The organism is Stenotrophomonas maltophilia group sp. LNF247, from assembly GCF_054083135.1.
In genome coordinates, this window is the sequence record NZ_JBSRQL010000002.1 from 1 (window position 1) to 15438 (window position 15438).

Sequence of the window (15438 nt, forward strand, 5' to 3'; positions counted from 1 at the left end):
CACCCCGCCATCCCACGGATACCCAGCTGTTGCTGTTGCTTCGACCTTCGCCTCCGCAGGTGCAGGGCGCAGCCCTGCATCGACTCCCCCTACTTCTTCAGGAAATTGTCCACCAGCAGATGCTTCACGTCGTCGAAGCGGCCATTCAACACCGCCTTGGCCGCATACAGCGCCGTGCCGGCGACCTGCTTGGCCTCGATCTGCGGCGGCATCACCAGCTCGGCGCGGCTGGTGTGCACGTCCAGCAGTGCCGGGCCGCGCTGGGCCAGGAAATCCTGCACCGCTTCCTCCAGATCCTCACTACGGGTCACCGTGCGGCCGTGGAAGCCGATCACCTCGGCCAGGCGCCCGAAGTCCGGGTTCTTCAGGTCGGTGTAGTTGTCCAGCAGGCCTTCCACCTTCTGCTCCAGCTCGACGAAGTTCAGCGAGCCATTGTTGAACACCACCACCTTGATCGGCAGGTTTTCCTGCACCGCGGTCAGCAGGTCACCCAACAGCATCGCAAGGCCACCATCGCCGGACAGCGAAATCACCTGCCGGCCGGGGAACGCCTTCTGCAGGCCCAGCGCCTGCGGCATTGCATTGGCCATCGTGCCGTGCAGCAGGCTGGTCAGCGTGCGGCGGCGACCGTTGACGCGGATATGCCGCAGCACCCAGACCATCGGCGAGCCGCCGTCAGCGGTGAACAGCGCATCGTCGCTGGCATGCTTCGACAGCAGCGCGGTCAGATGCTGCGGGTGGATCAGCTCGCCCTCGCCGGGCTGTTCTTCCTGCTCGCGCTTCTTCAACGCCTTGTCGCGACGTTCGATACATTCGTCCAGGAAACTGCTGTCCTCGCGCGGCGGCAGCATCGGCAGCAAGGCATCCAGCGTCGGTGCGATGTCACCGACCACGCCCAGGTTTACCGGGTGGCGGCGGCCGAGGTGGCTGCCATCGCGGTCGACCTGGATGATCGTGGCCTTGTCCGGGTAGAACTGGCCCCAGGCGAAGTCGGCGCCGAGCAGCAGCAGCGTGTCGCACTCCATCAGCGTGTGGAAGCCGGATTCGATGCCGAAGATTCCGGTCATGCCCATGTTGTACGGGTTGTCCGGCTCGACGAAATCCTTGGCGCGCGAAGTATGCGCAACCGGCGCCTGCAGGCGCCGGGCCAGTTCCAGCAGCTGCGCGTGCGCGCCCTGGCAACCGGCACCGGCATAGATGCCGATACGCTTGCCCTGCCCCAGCAGCTCGGCAATGCGCTGCAGTTCGGCGTCGGACGGGCGCAGCACCGGCTGGGTGTAGTGCACCGAGAACGGCACATCGTGCTTCACCTCAGCCTGGCTGATGTCGGCCGGCAGGATCACTACCGCCACGCCACGCCGGCTGATCGCCGCCTGGCAGGCCAGGGCCACCACGCGTCGCGCCTGCTCCGGGCTGTGCACCTGCTCGCAGAACACCGTGCAGCTGCCATAGACCGCCTTGAAATCCACTTCCTGCGGGAATTCCATGCCCAGCTCGCTGGTCACCACCTGGCTGGCGATCAGCACCATCGGTGCACGGTTGCGGTTGGTCTCGAACACACCGTTGATGAAGTGCAGGCCACCGGGACCACAGGAGCCCGCACAGGCGGTCAACTCGCCGCTCACCAGCGAATCGGCGCCGGCGGCGAACGCTGCCACTTCTTCATGGCGCACGTGCACCCAGGCGATCTCGCTGCCATGCATCGCATCGGTCACATGGTTGAGCGTATCGCCCACGATGCCGTAGCAACGGCGGACACCAGCCTGCTGCAGGGCGTCCACCACGATTTCGGCCACGCGCTTGCTCATCGGATACATCCTCGAACGGGGGAACGTCCGAGGCTAGACCCGATGAAGTGATGCCCCCGTGGGCAAGTTGCCCATTGCCTCGATGTGCAAACTGCGGGTAGACGTCTCGTCAATCATTGACGTTGATCCAACCCTCCACTGCACCGCTTTTCGGGTTGCGGTAGCGCAGCTTCACCCAGCCGTCCTGTTCATCCAGCAGTTCCACGCGATCCCCCTGCACCAGGTAACGCTTGGTGCTGGACGCGCCGGGTCGGTCGAAGAGGAACAGGCGCGCGGGCACCACGGTGGCCTGCTGCCCCTGCAACGGCCCGTCCGGCGGTGCTCCCAGGCCATCGGCGATGGCACTTTCCAACACATGGCCGGCGGGGTCATAGGTGCGCCAGACCGCCAACGGGCCCTGCTCTTCGGTCTGTTCCCAATGCAGCGCGGCGTTCAACGTATCGCCCAGCATCAGCACGCTCTCAGAGCGGTACAGATGGAGCTTCGCGCCTGCAAACCGGTACTGGTCGGTGTACCACATCGGGCCGCCGCGGCAACTGCTGGTCAGGGTGCGGGTGGCAACGTCCACGCTCAGCCCCATCAGGTCACCACAACTGTCCTTGCCGTGGGTATCGGCCTGCAGCGCGCGGAAACCGGCACTGGCCGGATCGAAGCGGTACACCGCCACCGCCTCGTTGACCATGCCTACCGAGGCGCGCGCGACCAGTTCCGGGTAGCCATCGAAATCGACGTCTTCCAGACCCCAGCGCGAATTGCCGTCGGCATCGGCCGCGCCCGCCAGCGTCTGGCGCTTGCCCGACGGTGACAGCTGCACCACGATGCTTCCGTCCTGCTGGGGATCGGCATGCGCCTGCACATGAGCGGCCACCTGGAAGCGTAGCGTTTCGCCGTCGTCCCCACCCGCCTGCGCCGGCGGTGCCAGCACGCCCACCAATACCAGGCCCAGCAGGCATTCCCTGTAGTTCATCATTGCTCCCTGCGGCACCGCGGCGGCGCCTTCAACTCAGAACGATACCTCGACCGGCTGCCGCGACCACAGCACCGACTGATGCCTGGTCTGCTGCTTCCACGCCAGGCGGATCGCTTCGATATCGGCGCGGCGCTGCGGGGTGTCCTCATGCAGCACCACCAGCACCTTCGTGCGCAGGCGGTTGGGCGCGGCATCGCCGCGGAACAGCCACTGGCCATAGGCATCGAACACGGTCAGGCCATCCGGGAAGCGCGGGGTCACCTCCTTGTCCAGGAAGGTGCGCCACTGCGCGTCGCTGATGGTGTCGGCCTGCGGGCGGTTGCCGGCGCCCTGCTCCTCGCCGACGCCAAAATACAGCTCGCTGCGCACCCAGCCGTGCGCGGAAGACGGGCGGGCGGCATCGCCCTTCAGTTCGGCGGTAGTGGCCGTGGCATAGGCGCTGGGCGCCTGCGAAGAAAGGCTGGCGCAGCCGCTGGTGGCCAGCAGCACGGCAAAGACGAGGCCAAGGTGTTTCATCGGTACAGCTCCGGGGAAGGGGGGACAAGGCGAGCCGGCAGCGTACAGCGCCACCGGCCCGGCGTGCTGATGCCAGCAGGGCATCAACTCATGCCAGGCCGGCAGGGGCTTGCATCGGCACCGGCCATCACGCGAAGATAATATATCGCTTCATCCGGATGGATGTAAGTGAAACTATCTCCCCTTCCCCGTCGTCGTTGTTGCTGGAGCCCCCATGTCCTTCCGCCTGCCCGCGTCGCCGCTCGGCCTCGCCATCGCCATCGCGCTTTCCTCCGCCGCCCCAGCCCTGGCCCAGGACGCCACCAACCTGGACACGGTGATCGTCACCGGCACCCGTGCCGCCGACCGCACCGTGCTCGAATCCACCTCGCCGGTGGACGTGCTCACAGCCGAGGACATCCGCAAGGCCGGCGTGGTCAACGGTGAACTGGGCAGCGCGCTGCAGGCGCTGCTGCCGTCGTTCAACTTCCCGCGCCAGTCCAACTCCGGTGGCGCCGACCATGTGCGCGCCGCGCAGTTGCGCGGCCTGTCGCCGGACCAGGTGCTGGTACTGGTCAACGGCAAGCGCCGCCACCACACCGCGCTGGTCAACACCGACAGCAAGATCGGCAAGGGCACCACCCCGGTCGATTTCAATTCGATCCCGGTCAGCGCGATCAAGCGCATCGAAGTGCTGCGCGACGGTGCCGGTGCGCTGTACGGCTCGGACGCCGTGGCCGGCGTGATCAACGTGATCCTCGACAACGGCGGCGACGGCGGCGAGATCGAGGCCAGCTACGGTGCCAACCACACCGACCTCCAGCCGATCGGCCGCACCCTCACCGATGGCCAGACCGGCAACATCAGCGCCAAGGTCGGCACCTCGCTGGGCGAAGACGGTGGCTTCCTGCGCGTCGGCCTGGAGTACAAGCACCGCAACGGCACCAACCGCGCCGGCTTCGACCAGATTCCGCCGTGGGACCAGACCCCGGGCAACCTGGCACTGCAGGGCAAGCGCAACTACGTCCTGGGTGATGGCAAGAGCAAGGACATCAACCTGTGGCTGAACACCGAGATTCCGGTCGGCCAGACCTCGACGTTCTACGCGTTCGGTACCTTCAACCAGCGCGATACCGAAGGCGCCAACTACTTCCGCTATCCCGATGGCGATGCCAACTGGAAGCAGGTCTATCCGAACGGCTACCGACCGATCTCCGAAGGCGAGAACCGCGACGTACAGGCCGTGGCCGGCGTGCGCGGCCAGTGGGGCGAGTGGAGCTACGACGGCAGCCTGGATTACGGCCAGAACGACTTCACCTACCGCCTGCGTGATTCGCTCAACGCCTCGCTGGGCCCGACCAGCCCGACCCGCTTCAAGACCGCCGACTACGAGTACGCACAGACCGTGGGCAACCTCGACCTGAGCCGCGTGTTCACCCAGAGCGACAGCATCAGCCACACGCTGGGCCTGGGCGTGGAAGCGCGCCATGAGCGCTACCAGACCCGCCCCGGCGACCCGGCCAGCTATGCGGCGGGCCCGTACACCGACCGCCCGACCGGCTCGCAGGCCGGTGGCGGCCTGACCCCACAGGACGCCGCCACCCTGTCGCGCGACGTGGCCAGCGCCTATGCCAGCCTGTCCAGCCAGTTCGGCGAGAAGTTCTCCACCGATCTGGCCGCGCGCTACGAGCACAACGACGACTTCGGCGGCGAGCTGACCGGCAAGCTCGGCCTGCGCTACGAGTTCACGCCGGCGTTTGCATTGCGCGGTGCTATCTCCAACAACTTCCGCGCACCTTCACTGGCGCAGATCGGCTACGAATCCACCTCCACCGGCTATAACGCTGGTGGCCAGCTGGTGCAGGGCCGACTGCTGTCGGTCAACAATCCGATCGCGCGTGGCCTTGGCGCGCAGGACCTGAAACCGGAAAAATCCCTGAACACGTCGCTGGGCTTCACCAGCCGCATCGGCGAACACTTCGACCTCTCGCTGGACTTCTTCCAGATCGACATCGACGACCGCATCGCACTGTCGGAGAGCATCACCGGTGATGCACTGACCGGCTACGTGGCAGCCAACTACGGTGTCAGCGGCCTGCAGAGCGCCAGCTTCTTCGTCAACGCCGCCGATACCCGCACCCGTGGCGCCGAGCTGGTGAGCAACTGGCGCCAGTCGCTGGGCGATGGCCAGCTGCTGTTGACCGGCACCTATGCGTATACCAAGACCACGCTGAAGAACGTGCTGGCCACGCCGGCCCAGCTGCAGGCGCTGGACCCGGATTATGTGCTGTTCGGGATTGAAGAGACCAACACGCTGACCGATGCCACACCGCGTACACGTGGCAGTTTCTCGGCTGCCTGGAGCAACGACCACTGGTCGCTGAGCAGCCGCGTGAACCGCTACGGCAGCGCCACCCGCGTGTTCAACTTCGGTGATGGCTACATCCCGCGCCAGACCTACCAGGCCGAGTGGCAGCTGGACGCGGAAGTCGAATACCGCATCACCCCGCAGTGGAGCGTGGCCATCGGCGGGCAGAACCTGACCGACAACTACCCGGATCGGTCCAACAGCGATATCCACTACTTCGGCAACCTGCCGTATGACGTGCTGTCGCCGATCGGCAGCAATGGCGCGTACTACTACGGCCGCGTCCGCTATACCTTCTGATTGCTCTGGGTGTAATTGCATTGGGTGGGTGCGGACCGTTGGTCCGCACTGCCCGGGTTCAATGCAGGCTGACCCTTTGTGCCAACCAACGGTTGGCACCCACCGGAAGTGATCGCTCTCGGTGGGTGCGGACCGTTGGTCCGCACTGTCTGGGTTCAATGCAGGCTGACCTGCCGTGCCGACCAACGGTCGGCACCCACCGAAGCTGATCCGTAGCCTGCCCTCGACCCCACGTACACGCCCACGCTGGCAAGGTGGGCCGCATGGCTGAACCGCTCCCCCTGCGTCCGCCACCGCCATTGCTGGACGACGCCTGTGCGTTGTTCCTCGATGTCGATGGCACCCTGATCGAGTTCGCTGCGCGCCCGGATGCCGTGCAGCTGCTGCCGGATGTGCGCGACGCCATCGGCCGCATCAGCGACCGCCTGGAAGGTGCCGTAGCACTGGTCAGTGGTCGCCCGCTTGAGCAGCTCGATCAACTGTTCGCTCCCCTGCAACTGCCTGCCGCGGGCCTGCATGGCCATGAATTGCGCGGCGAGGACGGTCGTGTGCTGCGCGAGGAGCACGACGACGACACCGCCGAGTGGCTGCACGCGCTGCACCAGCAGGCGATGCGCTTCGCCCATGGCCACCCCGGCGTGCTGGTGGAAGACAAGGGTGTCGGCCTGGCGCTGCACTGGCGCGGCGCGCCGCACGCCGCCAGCGACGTCCGCGCCTTCGCCGACCGCCACGTGCGCGGCCGTTCCAGTTACCGCCTGCAACCCGGCGACCACGTGGTCGAGTTCGTCCCGGTTGGCAGCGACAAGGGCCGTGCGGTGCGGAGGATGATGCAGTACCTGCCCTTCCGTGGCCGCCTGCCCGTCTTCCTCGGTGACGACCTCACCGACGAATTCGGCTTCGACGCTGCCAACGGCCAGCATGGCTGGAGCGTGCTGGTGGGCGAACGCGAACCCAGCGTGGCCGTGTTCGCGCTGCCCGACATACGCAGCGTGCACGCCTGGCTGCGTGAGAATGCCTATTGACCCGGCCCCCCCACGGCCGCAACCGAGATGTACCGCGTGATGACCCAACCCGATCTTGATCTGGGCGTGGTCGGCAACGGCAGCTTCGGCGCCCTGGTCGACAAACGTGCCCGCGTTGTCTGGAGCTGCCTGCCCACCTTCGACGGCGACCCCACCTTCTGTGCCCTGCTCGGCCCCAACCAGCAGACCGGTGGTGACTTCGCCATCGAGCTGGAAGACTTCGCCAGCAGCGAGCAGGAGTACCTGACCAATACGGCGATCCTGCGCACCGTCCTGCGCGACACGCACGGCGGCGAACTGGAGATCCTCGACTTCGCGCCCCGCTGGCGGCAGAACGACCGCTTCTACCGGCCGGTCAGCCTGATCCGCCAGGTGCGCCCGCTGGCCGGTAGCCCACGCATCACCGTGCGCGCCCGCCCGCTGGCCGATTGGGGCGCGCGCGTGCCGGAATCCACCTGGGGCAGCAACCATGTGCGCTGGATCCTGCCCGAGCACGTGCTGCGGCTGACCACCGATGTGCCGGTCCGCTTCGTGCGCGACGGCCTGCCGTTCGTGCTCAGCCATCCCGTCCACCTGATCCTGGGCGTGGACGAATCGCTCAACCGCTCGATCAGCGGCTACGTGCAGGAAGCTTTCCAGCGCACCCGCGACTACTGGCGCGAATGGGTGCGTTACCTGTCCATTCCCCTGGAATGGCAGGACGCGGTGATCCGCAGCGCGATCACGCTGAAGCTGTGCCAGTACGAAGACAGCGGCGCGATCATCGCGGCGATGACCACCTCCATTCCGGAAGCCCCCGGCAGCGTGCGCAACTGGGATTACCGTTACTGCTGGCTGCGCGATGCGGCGTTCGTGGTGCGCGCGCTGAACCGTCTGGGCGCAACGCGCACGATGGAACAGTTCCTCGGTTACATCTTCAACCTGGCCACCACCGACGGTACGCTGCAACCGCTGTATGGCATTGGTTTCGAGGCCAAGCTGGACGAGGATGAGGTGCCCAGCCTGTCCGGCTACCGCGGCATGGGCCCAGTGCGCCGCGGCAACCTGGCCTGGGTGCAGCGCCAGCACGACGTGTACGGCAGCGTGGTGCTGGCGTCCACGCAGCTGTTCTTTGACCGTCGCCTGCAGGATCCCGGCGACGCGCACACGTTTGCCCGCCTGGAACCCCTGGGCGAACAGGCCTTCGCCCTGCACGACGTCCCCGATGCCGGCCTGTGGGAATTCCGCGGCCGCACCGAAGTGCACACCTACACCAGCGCGATGTGCTGGGCTGCGTGCGACCGCCTGTGCAAGATCGCCGTGCGCCTGAAGCGTGATGACCGCGCACACTACTGGCGCGAGCGCGCCGACACCATCCACGCCCGCATCATGGCCGAATCCTGGAGCGAGGAGCTGGGCCACTTCACCGATACCTTCGGCGGCCATCGCCTGGATGCCTCGCTGCTGCTGCTGGCCGACATCGGCTTCATCGACGCGATGGACGCCCGGTTCATTGCCACCGTCGATGCCATCGGCCGCGACCTCAAGCACGGCAATTCGCTGTACCGCTACGTCGCGCCGGATGACTTCGGCGAACCGGAAACCAGCTTCACCATCTGTACGTTCTGGTACATCGATGCGCTGGCGGCGATCGGGCGCATGGATGAAGCACGCGAGATGTTCGAGCTGCTGCTGAAGCAGCGCAACCACCTGGGCCTGCTGTCGGAGGATCTGGCCTTCGACAGCGGCGAGGCCTGGGGCAATTTCCCGCAGACCTATTCGCACGTCGGCCTGATCACCGCCGCGATGCGCCTGTCGCGGTCCTGGCAGGAGGCATCGTGAGTCGTCTGGTCGTGGTTTCAAACCGTGTGGCCGTGCCCGGCGAGAACCGCGCAGGCGGCCTGGCGGTCGGCCTGTTGGCCGCCCTGAAGGAACGCGGCGGCCTGTGGTTCGGATGGAGCGGCAAGACCGTAAAGGAAGGCAGCGGCACGTTGCACCGGCAGAAGGACGGTGACATCGACTACGTCACCATGGACCTGAGCAAGCGCGAGGTCGATGGCTACTACAACGGCTTTGCCAACCGCACGCTGTGGCCACTGCTGCACTTCCGCCTGGATCTGGTCGACTATGACCGCGGTACCCGCGAGACCTACCACAAGGTCAATGCGCTGTTCGCCGACAAGCTCGCGCCATTGCTGCGCGAGGATGACATCGTCTGGATCCATGACTATCACCTGATCCCGCTCGGCGCACTGCTGCGCGAGCGCGGCATCGGCTGCCGCATTGGCTTCTTCCTGCATATCCCGATGCCGTCGGCCGACCTGCTGCAGGCGATGCCCGATCACCTGCGGTTGTTCTCCGCGCTGTACGCCTACGACCTGGTCGGCTTCCAGACCCAGCGCGATGCCGATCGCTTCCAGACTTACCTGCGCCTGTTCGGCGGCGGGCGCGTGCTCGACAACGGCGAGCTGGAAGCGCCGGGCGGGCGCCGCTTCCGTGCAGCAGCCTTCCCGATCGGCATCGACACCGAGCTGATCGCACGCCAGGCCGGCACAGCCGCCACCAAGACCGCCGTGAAGAATCTTCGCGCCAGCCTGCGCGACCGCCAGCTGGCAATCGGCGTGGATCGCCTGGACTATTCCAAGGGCCTCCCCGAGCGCTTCCTTGGCTTCGAGCGCTACCTGCAGCGCCACCCTGACCAGCGCGGCTCGTTGACCTACCTGCAGATCGCCCCGGTCTCGCGCGGTGATGTCACCGAGTACCGGCAGTTGCGCAGCCAGCTGGAGCAGATCGCTGGCCACATCAACGGCGGCCATGCCGAGCCGGACTGGACGCCGCTGCGGTACGTCAACCAGAACTTCACACATGCCACGCTCACCGGCTTCTACCGGGCGGCGGCGGTCGGCCTGGTCACGCCGCTGCGCGATGGCATGAACCTGGTGGCCAAGGAATACGTGGCGTCGCAGGACCCGGAGGATCCGGGCGTGCTGGTGCTGTCACTGCTGGCTGGCGCCGCCGACGAACTGAAGCAGGCACTGCTGGTGAACCCGCATGATCTGGACGGCGTGGCCGATGCGATCGCCACCGCAGCCACGATGTCGCTGAGCAGGCGCAAGGAGCGCTGGCACGCGATGATGGAGCACCTGCGCACCTACGACATCAACCACTGGCGCCGCAGCTACCTGGACGCGCTGGAGGGTTGAAGCACGCGTTCCTGTAGAGCCGAGCCATGCTCGGCTGCGTTTTGTAGAGCCGAGCCATGCTCGGCTGCTATTGGCAGGAGAAAAAAGCAAGTCGAGCATGGCTCGACTCTACAAAAGACAGGCGATCAATCCAGGAACCGCGCGGCCTGCTCCGGTGCTGGTAGATGGCAGGTGTCATGCCGACCGAACAAGCGGTAGCGGTTGCGTGCCAGCGCGCGATACGCCGCATCACGCCAGCCGCGCGGCACGAGCCGCAGCACGCCGGCCAGGCGCCAGGCGCCGCCCAGCCCGGCCAGTACGCGCAGGATCGCATCGGTATCGGTCCAGGCGCCCTGCGCGTCCAGCAGCAGGAACGACATCGGGTCCTGCGGGTCCAGCCCGTGCGCGCGCAGCATCGCGCTGCCCTGTGCGCCCTGCATCGCCGCAAAGCGATAGCGCCCCCTGCGGTCGAAGCGCAGCAGGAAGCGCACCCAGCGGTTGCACAGGGCGCACACGCCGTCGAACACGATCACCACGCTGCCAGTCTCAGCGGCGCCGTCACTGTGGTTCGAGCCAGCCTTCATAGCGGATCAGGGCTCCGGCCAAGGGCAGCGTCACATCGACCAGGAAAGTGTAACGCTCGCCCTGCCAGGCTTCGCGGCAACGCGCGCCATCAAACCAGCGCCTTGGCAGCGGCAGCAGCCCGAACGCCCAGACCCGCCGCACCGACCAGTCGATGCCACCCTCGCGGGCCTGCAGATCAAATTCGAAGCGCACCGCGCCCAACTGCTCGCGCAGATGCCCGTCGTGCGCCCACAGCCGCGACACCATTGGCCAGCGGCCGAACCGCCGCGCCCACTGCTCGCCCTGCCGGTAGCGGTTGAACGCCACCTCGGTGGGAAGCGCGTCACCGTCCTGCGGCAACCGCGCCAACGCAGCCAGCAGCGGCACCAGCCAGTGCCGCCCCCTCACGATGCAGGCCTGCCCCACGTAGCGGCACGGCAACGGCGCGGCATGCAGCGCCTGCACCGGTCCTGCCAGGGGGGCGAAGGCCGGCCCCAGCACACACGCGAACAGCGGCGGAGTCAGGGCGCGATCCAGGCCAGGGTCGCCATGCGCCCGGTGCGACGGTCGCGCCGGTGCGAATACAGGTCCGGATCGGCCATCGTCGACACCGTGCCGCCATACACCTGCGCCGGGTCCATGCCCGCCGACTGCAACCGCTGCCGCGCCAGCGCGAACAGGTCCACCTTCCAGTGTCCGGGACGGGTCGCGACGAACGCCCGCTCAGCAGCGGGATCATGGCCGACGAAGGCGTGATAGACCTCCTCGCCGATCTCATAGTCGGACGGCCCGGCGGCCGGGCCCAGCCAGGCCCGCAGCTGCGCCGGCGGCGTCTGCAGGGCGGCCACCGTGGCCTCCAGCATGCCGTCGGCCAGCCCCCGCCAGCCGGCATGGGCCGCGCCCACCTCGCTGCCGTCTGCGGCGGCGAACACCACCGGCAGGCAGTCGGCGGTCAGGATCGCCAGCACCACGCCCGGCACCGAGGTTACCGCCGCGTCGGCCACCGGCTCGCTCGCGCCCGGCACCGGCGGTGCATCGAAGCGCAGCACGGTGCTGCTGTGCACCTGGCGCAGCCAGTGCGGGGCCGACGGCAGCGCCAACCCCTGCTGCAGCAGCTGGCGGTTGTGCTCGACGTTGGCGGGGGTATCACCATCGGCCGCGTGCCGGTTGCCCAGGTTGAACTGCGCGAACGGCGCCGGCGAGATGCCCGCGCCGTGCCTGCGCGTGGTCAGCGCGTGGACGCCTGCGGGCGCCGGCCAGTCGGCCTGCAGCAACGGCAGCGCGGCCGCCATCACCAGCGGTCCCGCTCGCGGGCGGCGAAGGCTTCGCTGTCTTCGCGCAGCACCTTCATCAGGTGCAGCATGTCCTCCGGCACCGGCGCGGTGTTGCGCACCGGTTCACCGGTGATCGGGTGCATGAACTCCAGCGTCTCGGCGTGCAGGGCCTGGCGCTTGAAGCCGCGCAGCGCGGCCACCAGCTCGTCGCTGGCGCCCTTGGGCAGCTTCAGCGCGCCGCCATACAGCGGGTCGCCGATGATCGGATGGCGCACGTGCGCCATGTGCACGCGGATCTGGTGGGTACGGCCGGTTTCCAGGCGGCACTCGAGCGCGGTATGCGCACGGAAGCGCTCGCGCAGGCGGTAGTGGGTCACCGCTTCCTTGCCGTCCTCACGCACCGCCATCTTCAGGCGGTCGCGCGGGTGGCGATCAATCGGGGCATCGGCGGTACCGCCGGCCACCAGCGCGCCCATCACGATGGCCAGGTACTGGCGGTGCACGTCGCGTGCGGCCAGCTGCTCGACCAGCGCGGTCTGCGCTTCCAGGGTCCTGGCCACCACCATCACGCCGCTGGTGTCCTTGTCCAGGCGGTGCACGATGCCGGCGCGCGGCAGCACCGCCACCGACGGGTCGCGGAACAGCAGGGCGTTGACCAGGGTGCCGCTGTGGTTGCCCGCGCCCGGGTGTACCACCAGGCCGACCGGCTTGTTGATCACCAGCAGGTGCTCGTCCTCGAACAGCACGTCCAGCGGGATGTCCTCCGGCTGGGCGTCGGTCTGGGTTTCCAGTACCACGTTGAGGGTCACCACCTCGCCGCCGCGCAGCGGATCGCGCGGGCGCACCTGGGCACCGTCCAGCAGCACCTCCCCGGCCTTGATCCATTCGGTCAGGCGCGAACGCGAGTATTCGGGGAACAGTTCGGCCACGACGGCGTCGAAACGGCGCCCGGCAGCGGTGTCGGGGACGATGGCCTGGCGGGCCGATTCAGAGGGTTGTTCAGACATGGCAGGGGGCATTCTTTGAAATTTTGGGGTCCCGGCGGCCGGTTTCAGTCGCTGGACAGGACACTAGGCTATCATCGACCCTTCGTATTCCAGCCGCGTCCCGCCTCGACCCCATGATCCGACGCTCCGCCATGCTCTCCGCGCCCGTCCGCCTCACCGCCCTGCTGCTGGTGCTGGTCATCGCCGCCACCGGCTGCCATCGCGGCGCCAAGAAGGGTGATCGCCCCGATGAAGGCGTGCCGGTCGAACAGCTGTACGAGAAAAGCCACAAGCTGATGCAGGGCGGCAACTGGAGCGGCGCCGAGGCCAGCTTCCGCCGCCTGGTGGCCCAGTATCCGTACGGTCCGTACACCGAGCAGGCGATGATCGAGACCGCCTACGCCCAGTACAAGGCCGGCAAGCACGATGACGCGGTGTCCAGCATCGACCGCTTCATCCGTACCTACCCGACCCACCGCAACATCGCGTACCTGTACTACCTGCGCGGCCTGGCGAACTCCAACCGCAGTACGGTTTTCCTGCGTCGCGTATGGGCGTTGGATGCCAGCCGCCGCGACCTGTCCACGCCGCACCAGGCGTATTCGGACTTCAACATCGTGGTGGACCGCTATCCGAACAGCCGCTACGCCGCCGATGCGCGCCAGCGCATGCTGGAACTGCGTGACGTGTTCGCCCAGCACGAACTGGACAACGCCCTGTACTACATGCGCCGCGGCGCCTGGGTCTCGGCCGCCGGCCGCGCCAACTACCTGCTGGAAACCTATCCGCAGAGCGCGTTCCAGTACGACGCCGTTGCTGTCCTGGCCGATTCCTACACCCACCTGGGCAACAAGACCCTGGCCGATGATGCGCGCCGCGTCCTGCAGTTGAACCAGCCGGACCACCCGTGGCTGGAAGGCAAGTGGCCGAAGTACCCGTGGATGATCCGCAAGCTGAACCCGTTCGCTGGCGAGAAGTCCGCCAGCACCGGCCAGCGCAACGCGCGACTGGAAAAGAAATAAGAAAAAGGCCCCGCAAGGGGCCTTTTCTTTGTCGGTTATCCACGCCATGCGTGGATGGTTCGTGCGCCCATGGACCACGACACTAGGAATTCTACGAATCCCCGGCGGATGCGACGCCGGTCCCAATCGGCGCGGGCGAGCCCCTCCACACTGCGGCGCAACGGCCATCCCGGCCGTGAAGGAGCGCCTCATGACCCCACCGCCACGCCATTTCCGTCCCCGCGCCTGCCTCCTCGCCACTGCCCTGCTGGCGCTGTCCTCGGCCTCCCTGGCTGCCGCACCGGCAGCACCGGGCGATCTGCTGTCTGCAGCCCCCTATCGCGCGTCGTGGGTGCCCTCCAAGGCCGCGCACGCCTACAAGCTGTACTACCGTACCCCGGATCATCGCGGCCAACTGGCCGAAGGCACCGGCCTGCTGTACCTGCCCGCCGGCACGGCGCCGGCGGGCGGCTGGCCGGTCGTGTCCTGGGCGCATGGCACGCAGGGCATCGCCGATCGCTGTGCGCCTTCGGTCTCCGGCCCGTACCAGCCCGCGCGCGACGGGCGCTTCCTCGATCAGTTCCTGGCGCAGGGCTATGCCGTGGTCGCGGCGGATTACCAGGGGTTGGGCAGTCCAGGCAGCCATGCCTATCTGCATGTGCGCACTGCCGCGCGCAACGCCATCGACATGATCAAGGCCAGCCGCCAGTACCTCGGCAACGGGGCGCTGTCGCCGCGCTGGGTCTCGGTCGGCCATTCGCAGGGCGGTGCCGCCGCGCTCACGGCGGGCCACATCGCCCCCTCCTATGGTGGGCCGTCGTTGCAGTACCGCGGCAGCTTCACCACCGGCACGCCCACCGCAGTCGAACTGACCGCGCTGGTGATGAAGCCCGACAACCGCACCGCCAATCCGGGCGCGCTCAACGCGTATCACGCGTATCTGCTCGATGGCCTGCTGCAGGCCGCGCCGCAGATCGACCGCGTCCTCAGCGATGAAGGCCGCGCGCGGGTGGCGGTGGCACGCGAGCAGTGCCTGGGCGAACTGGCCGTCACCCTGGACGGCGCGGACACCGGCAGCATGTTCACTGCACCGCTGACCCACGTGCCGGGCATCTGGGCCGTGCTGTACGACTACCTTGGCGTACCGCGCCGCGGCTTCAGCCAACCGCTGATGCTGGGCCACGGCAGCGAGGACCGCGATGTGCCCTATCTGACCACCCTGCTGTATGCCGCAGGCCTGGCCCTGCGAGGCGAGCCGGTCGCGTTCCGGCGCTATCCGGTCGATCACCGCGGCACGCTGGACGCGGCGGCGGCGGATGGCCTGGCGTTCGTACGTGCGCGGTTTGAGGATGGCCACTTCAGCGACGCTGCGGAAACTGCCGGCATCGAACAGCTGCTCGACGAAGTCCCGTAGATCCATGCCACGCGTGGATGATCTTCGACCACCGTGCGGACCAAGGTCCGCACCCACCGGAGAGGGCCGACGGGT

At 67.5% G+C, this 15438-nt stretch carries 13 protein-coding genes; 6 read left to right on the forward strand and 7 right to left on the reverse strand.

The genetic code is table 11. The annotated features are described in order from the left end of the window. Positions 1 to 89: 89 nt before the first annotated feature. From ACTXG9_RS02160 to ACTXG9_RS02170, 3 genes are all read right to left on the reverse strand, one after another. Complete coding sequence (locus ACTXG9_RS02160) at positions 90 to 1808, reverse strand: thiamine pyrophosphate-dependent enzyme (protein WP_188250262.1); 1719 nt, start codon at positions 1806 to 1808, stop codon at positions 90 to 92. A gap of 109 nt (positions 1809 to 1917) precedes the next feature. Further along, positions 1918 to 2775 (reverse strand): XAC2610-related protein, encoded by an 858-nt coding sequence (locus ACTXG9_RS02165; protein ID WP_456115430.1) that lies wholly within the window; start codon positions 2773 to 2775, stop codon positions 1918 to 1920. A 36-nt stretch (positions 2776 to 2811) separates the two neighbouring features. Then, positions 2812 to 3294, reverse strand: a complete 483-nt coding sequence (locus ACTXG9_RS02170) for a DUF3574 domain-containing protein (RefSeq protein WP_021202058.1) — start codon at positions 3292 to 3294, stop codon at positions 2812 to 2814. 214 nt (positions 3295 to 3508) lie between these two features. On the opposite strand from ACTXG9_RS02170, the gene ACTXG9_RS02175 reads away from it, so the two are divergent. The 4 genes from ACTXG9_RS02175 to otsA all read left to right on the forward strand — a co-directional run bounded on the left by ACTXG9_RS02175 (position 3509) and on the right by otsA (position 10145). Next, positions 3509 to 5941, forward strand: a complete 2433-nt coding sequence (locus ACTXG9_RS02175) for a TonB-dependent receptor plug domain-containing protein (RefSeq protein WP_188250264.1) — start codon at positions 3509 to 3511, stop codon at positions 5939 to 5941. Positions 5942 to 6204: 263 nt separating this feature from the next. Next, a complete protein-coding gene (gene otsB, locus ACTXG9_RS02180) occupies positions 6205 to 6963 on the forward strand; it encodes a trehalose-phosphatase (protein ID WP_021202060.1) in 759 nt (252 codons plus the stop codon). 39 nt (positions 6964 to 7002) lie between these two features. Further along, positions 7003 to 8784, forward strand: a complete 1782-nt coding sequence (locus ACTXG9_RS02185) for a glycoside hydrolase family 15 protein (protein WP_031269310.1) — start codon at positions 7003 to 7005, stop codon at positions 8782 to 8784. Further along, a complete protein-coding gene (gene otsA / locus ACTXG9_RS02190) occupies positions 8781 to 10145 on the forward strand; it encodes an alpha,alpha-trehalose-phosphate synthase (UDP-forming) (RefSeq protein WP_021202062.1) in 1365 nt (454 codons plus the stop codon). The genes ACTXG9_RS02185 and otsA overlap by 4 nt, the downstream gene beginning before the upstream one ends. Before the next feature lie 125 nt (positions 10146 to 10270). Here otsA and ACTXG9_RS02195 read toward each other — a convergent pair whose 3' ends face one another. From ACTXG9_RS02195 to rluD, 4 genes are read right to left on the reverse strand one after another with little or no spacing between them, the layout of a single operon-like run. Next, the gene (locus ACTXG9_RS02195) at positions 10271 to 10708 is read right to left on the reverse strand and encodes a thiol-disulfide oxidoreductase DCC family protein (RefSeq protein WP_288041436.1); all 438 of its coding nucleotides are present in this window, start codon (positions 10706 to 10708) and stop codon (positions 10271 to 10273) included. After that, complete coding sequence (locus ACTXG9_RS02200; RefSeq protein ID WP_456115431.1) at positions 10683 to 11189, reverse strand: DUF4166 domain-containing protein; 507 nt, start codon at positions 11187 to 11189, stop codon at positions 10683 to 10685. Before ACTXG9_RS02200 ends, ACTXG9_RS02195 begins: the two co-directional genes overlap by 26 nt. Positions 11190 to 11209: 20 nt before the next feature. After that, positions 11210 to 11980 carry a peptidoglycan editing factor PgeF gene (pgeF, locus tag ACTXG9_RS02205; RefSeq protein ID WP_061480570.1) on the reverse strand — a complete coding sequence of 257 codons (771 nt, stop codon included), beginning with the start codon at positions 11978 to 11980 and terminating at the stop codon, positions 11210 to 11212. Then, positions 11980 to 12969 (reverse strand): 23S rRNA pseudouridine(1911/1915/1917) synthase RluD, encoded by a 990-nt coding sequence (gene rluD, locus ACTXG9_RS02210; RefSeq protein WP_021204201.1) that lies wholly within the window; start codon positions 12967 to 12969, stop codon positions 11980 to 11982. The genes pgeF and rluD overlap by 1 nt, the downstream gene beginning before the upstream one ends. Positions 12970 to 13082: 113 nt before the next feature. Between rluD and ACTXG9_RS02215 the strand changes: the two genes are divergently transcribed. Both ACTXG9_RS02215 and ACTXG9_RS02220 read left to right on the forward strand, forming a co-directional pair. Continuing rightward, on the forward strand, positions 13083 to 13970 hold the full coding sequence (locus ACTXG9_RS02215; protein WP_031270743.1) for an outer membrane protein assembly factor BamD: 888 nt from the start codon (positions 13083 to 13085) through the stop codon (positions 13968 to 13970). Between the two features lie 190 nt (positions 13971 to 14160). Beyond that, positions 14161 to 15363 carry a lipase family protein gene (locus ACTXG9_RS02220; RefSeq protein ID WP_111098289.1) on the forward strand — a complete coding sequence of 401 codons (1203 nt, stop codon included), beginning with the start codon at positions 14161 to 14163 and terminating at the stop codon, positions 15361 to 15363. Positions 15364 to 15438 lie beyond the last annotated feature (75 nt).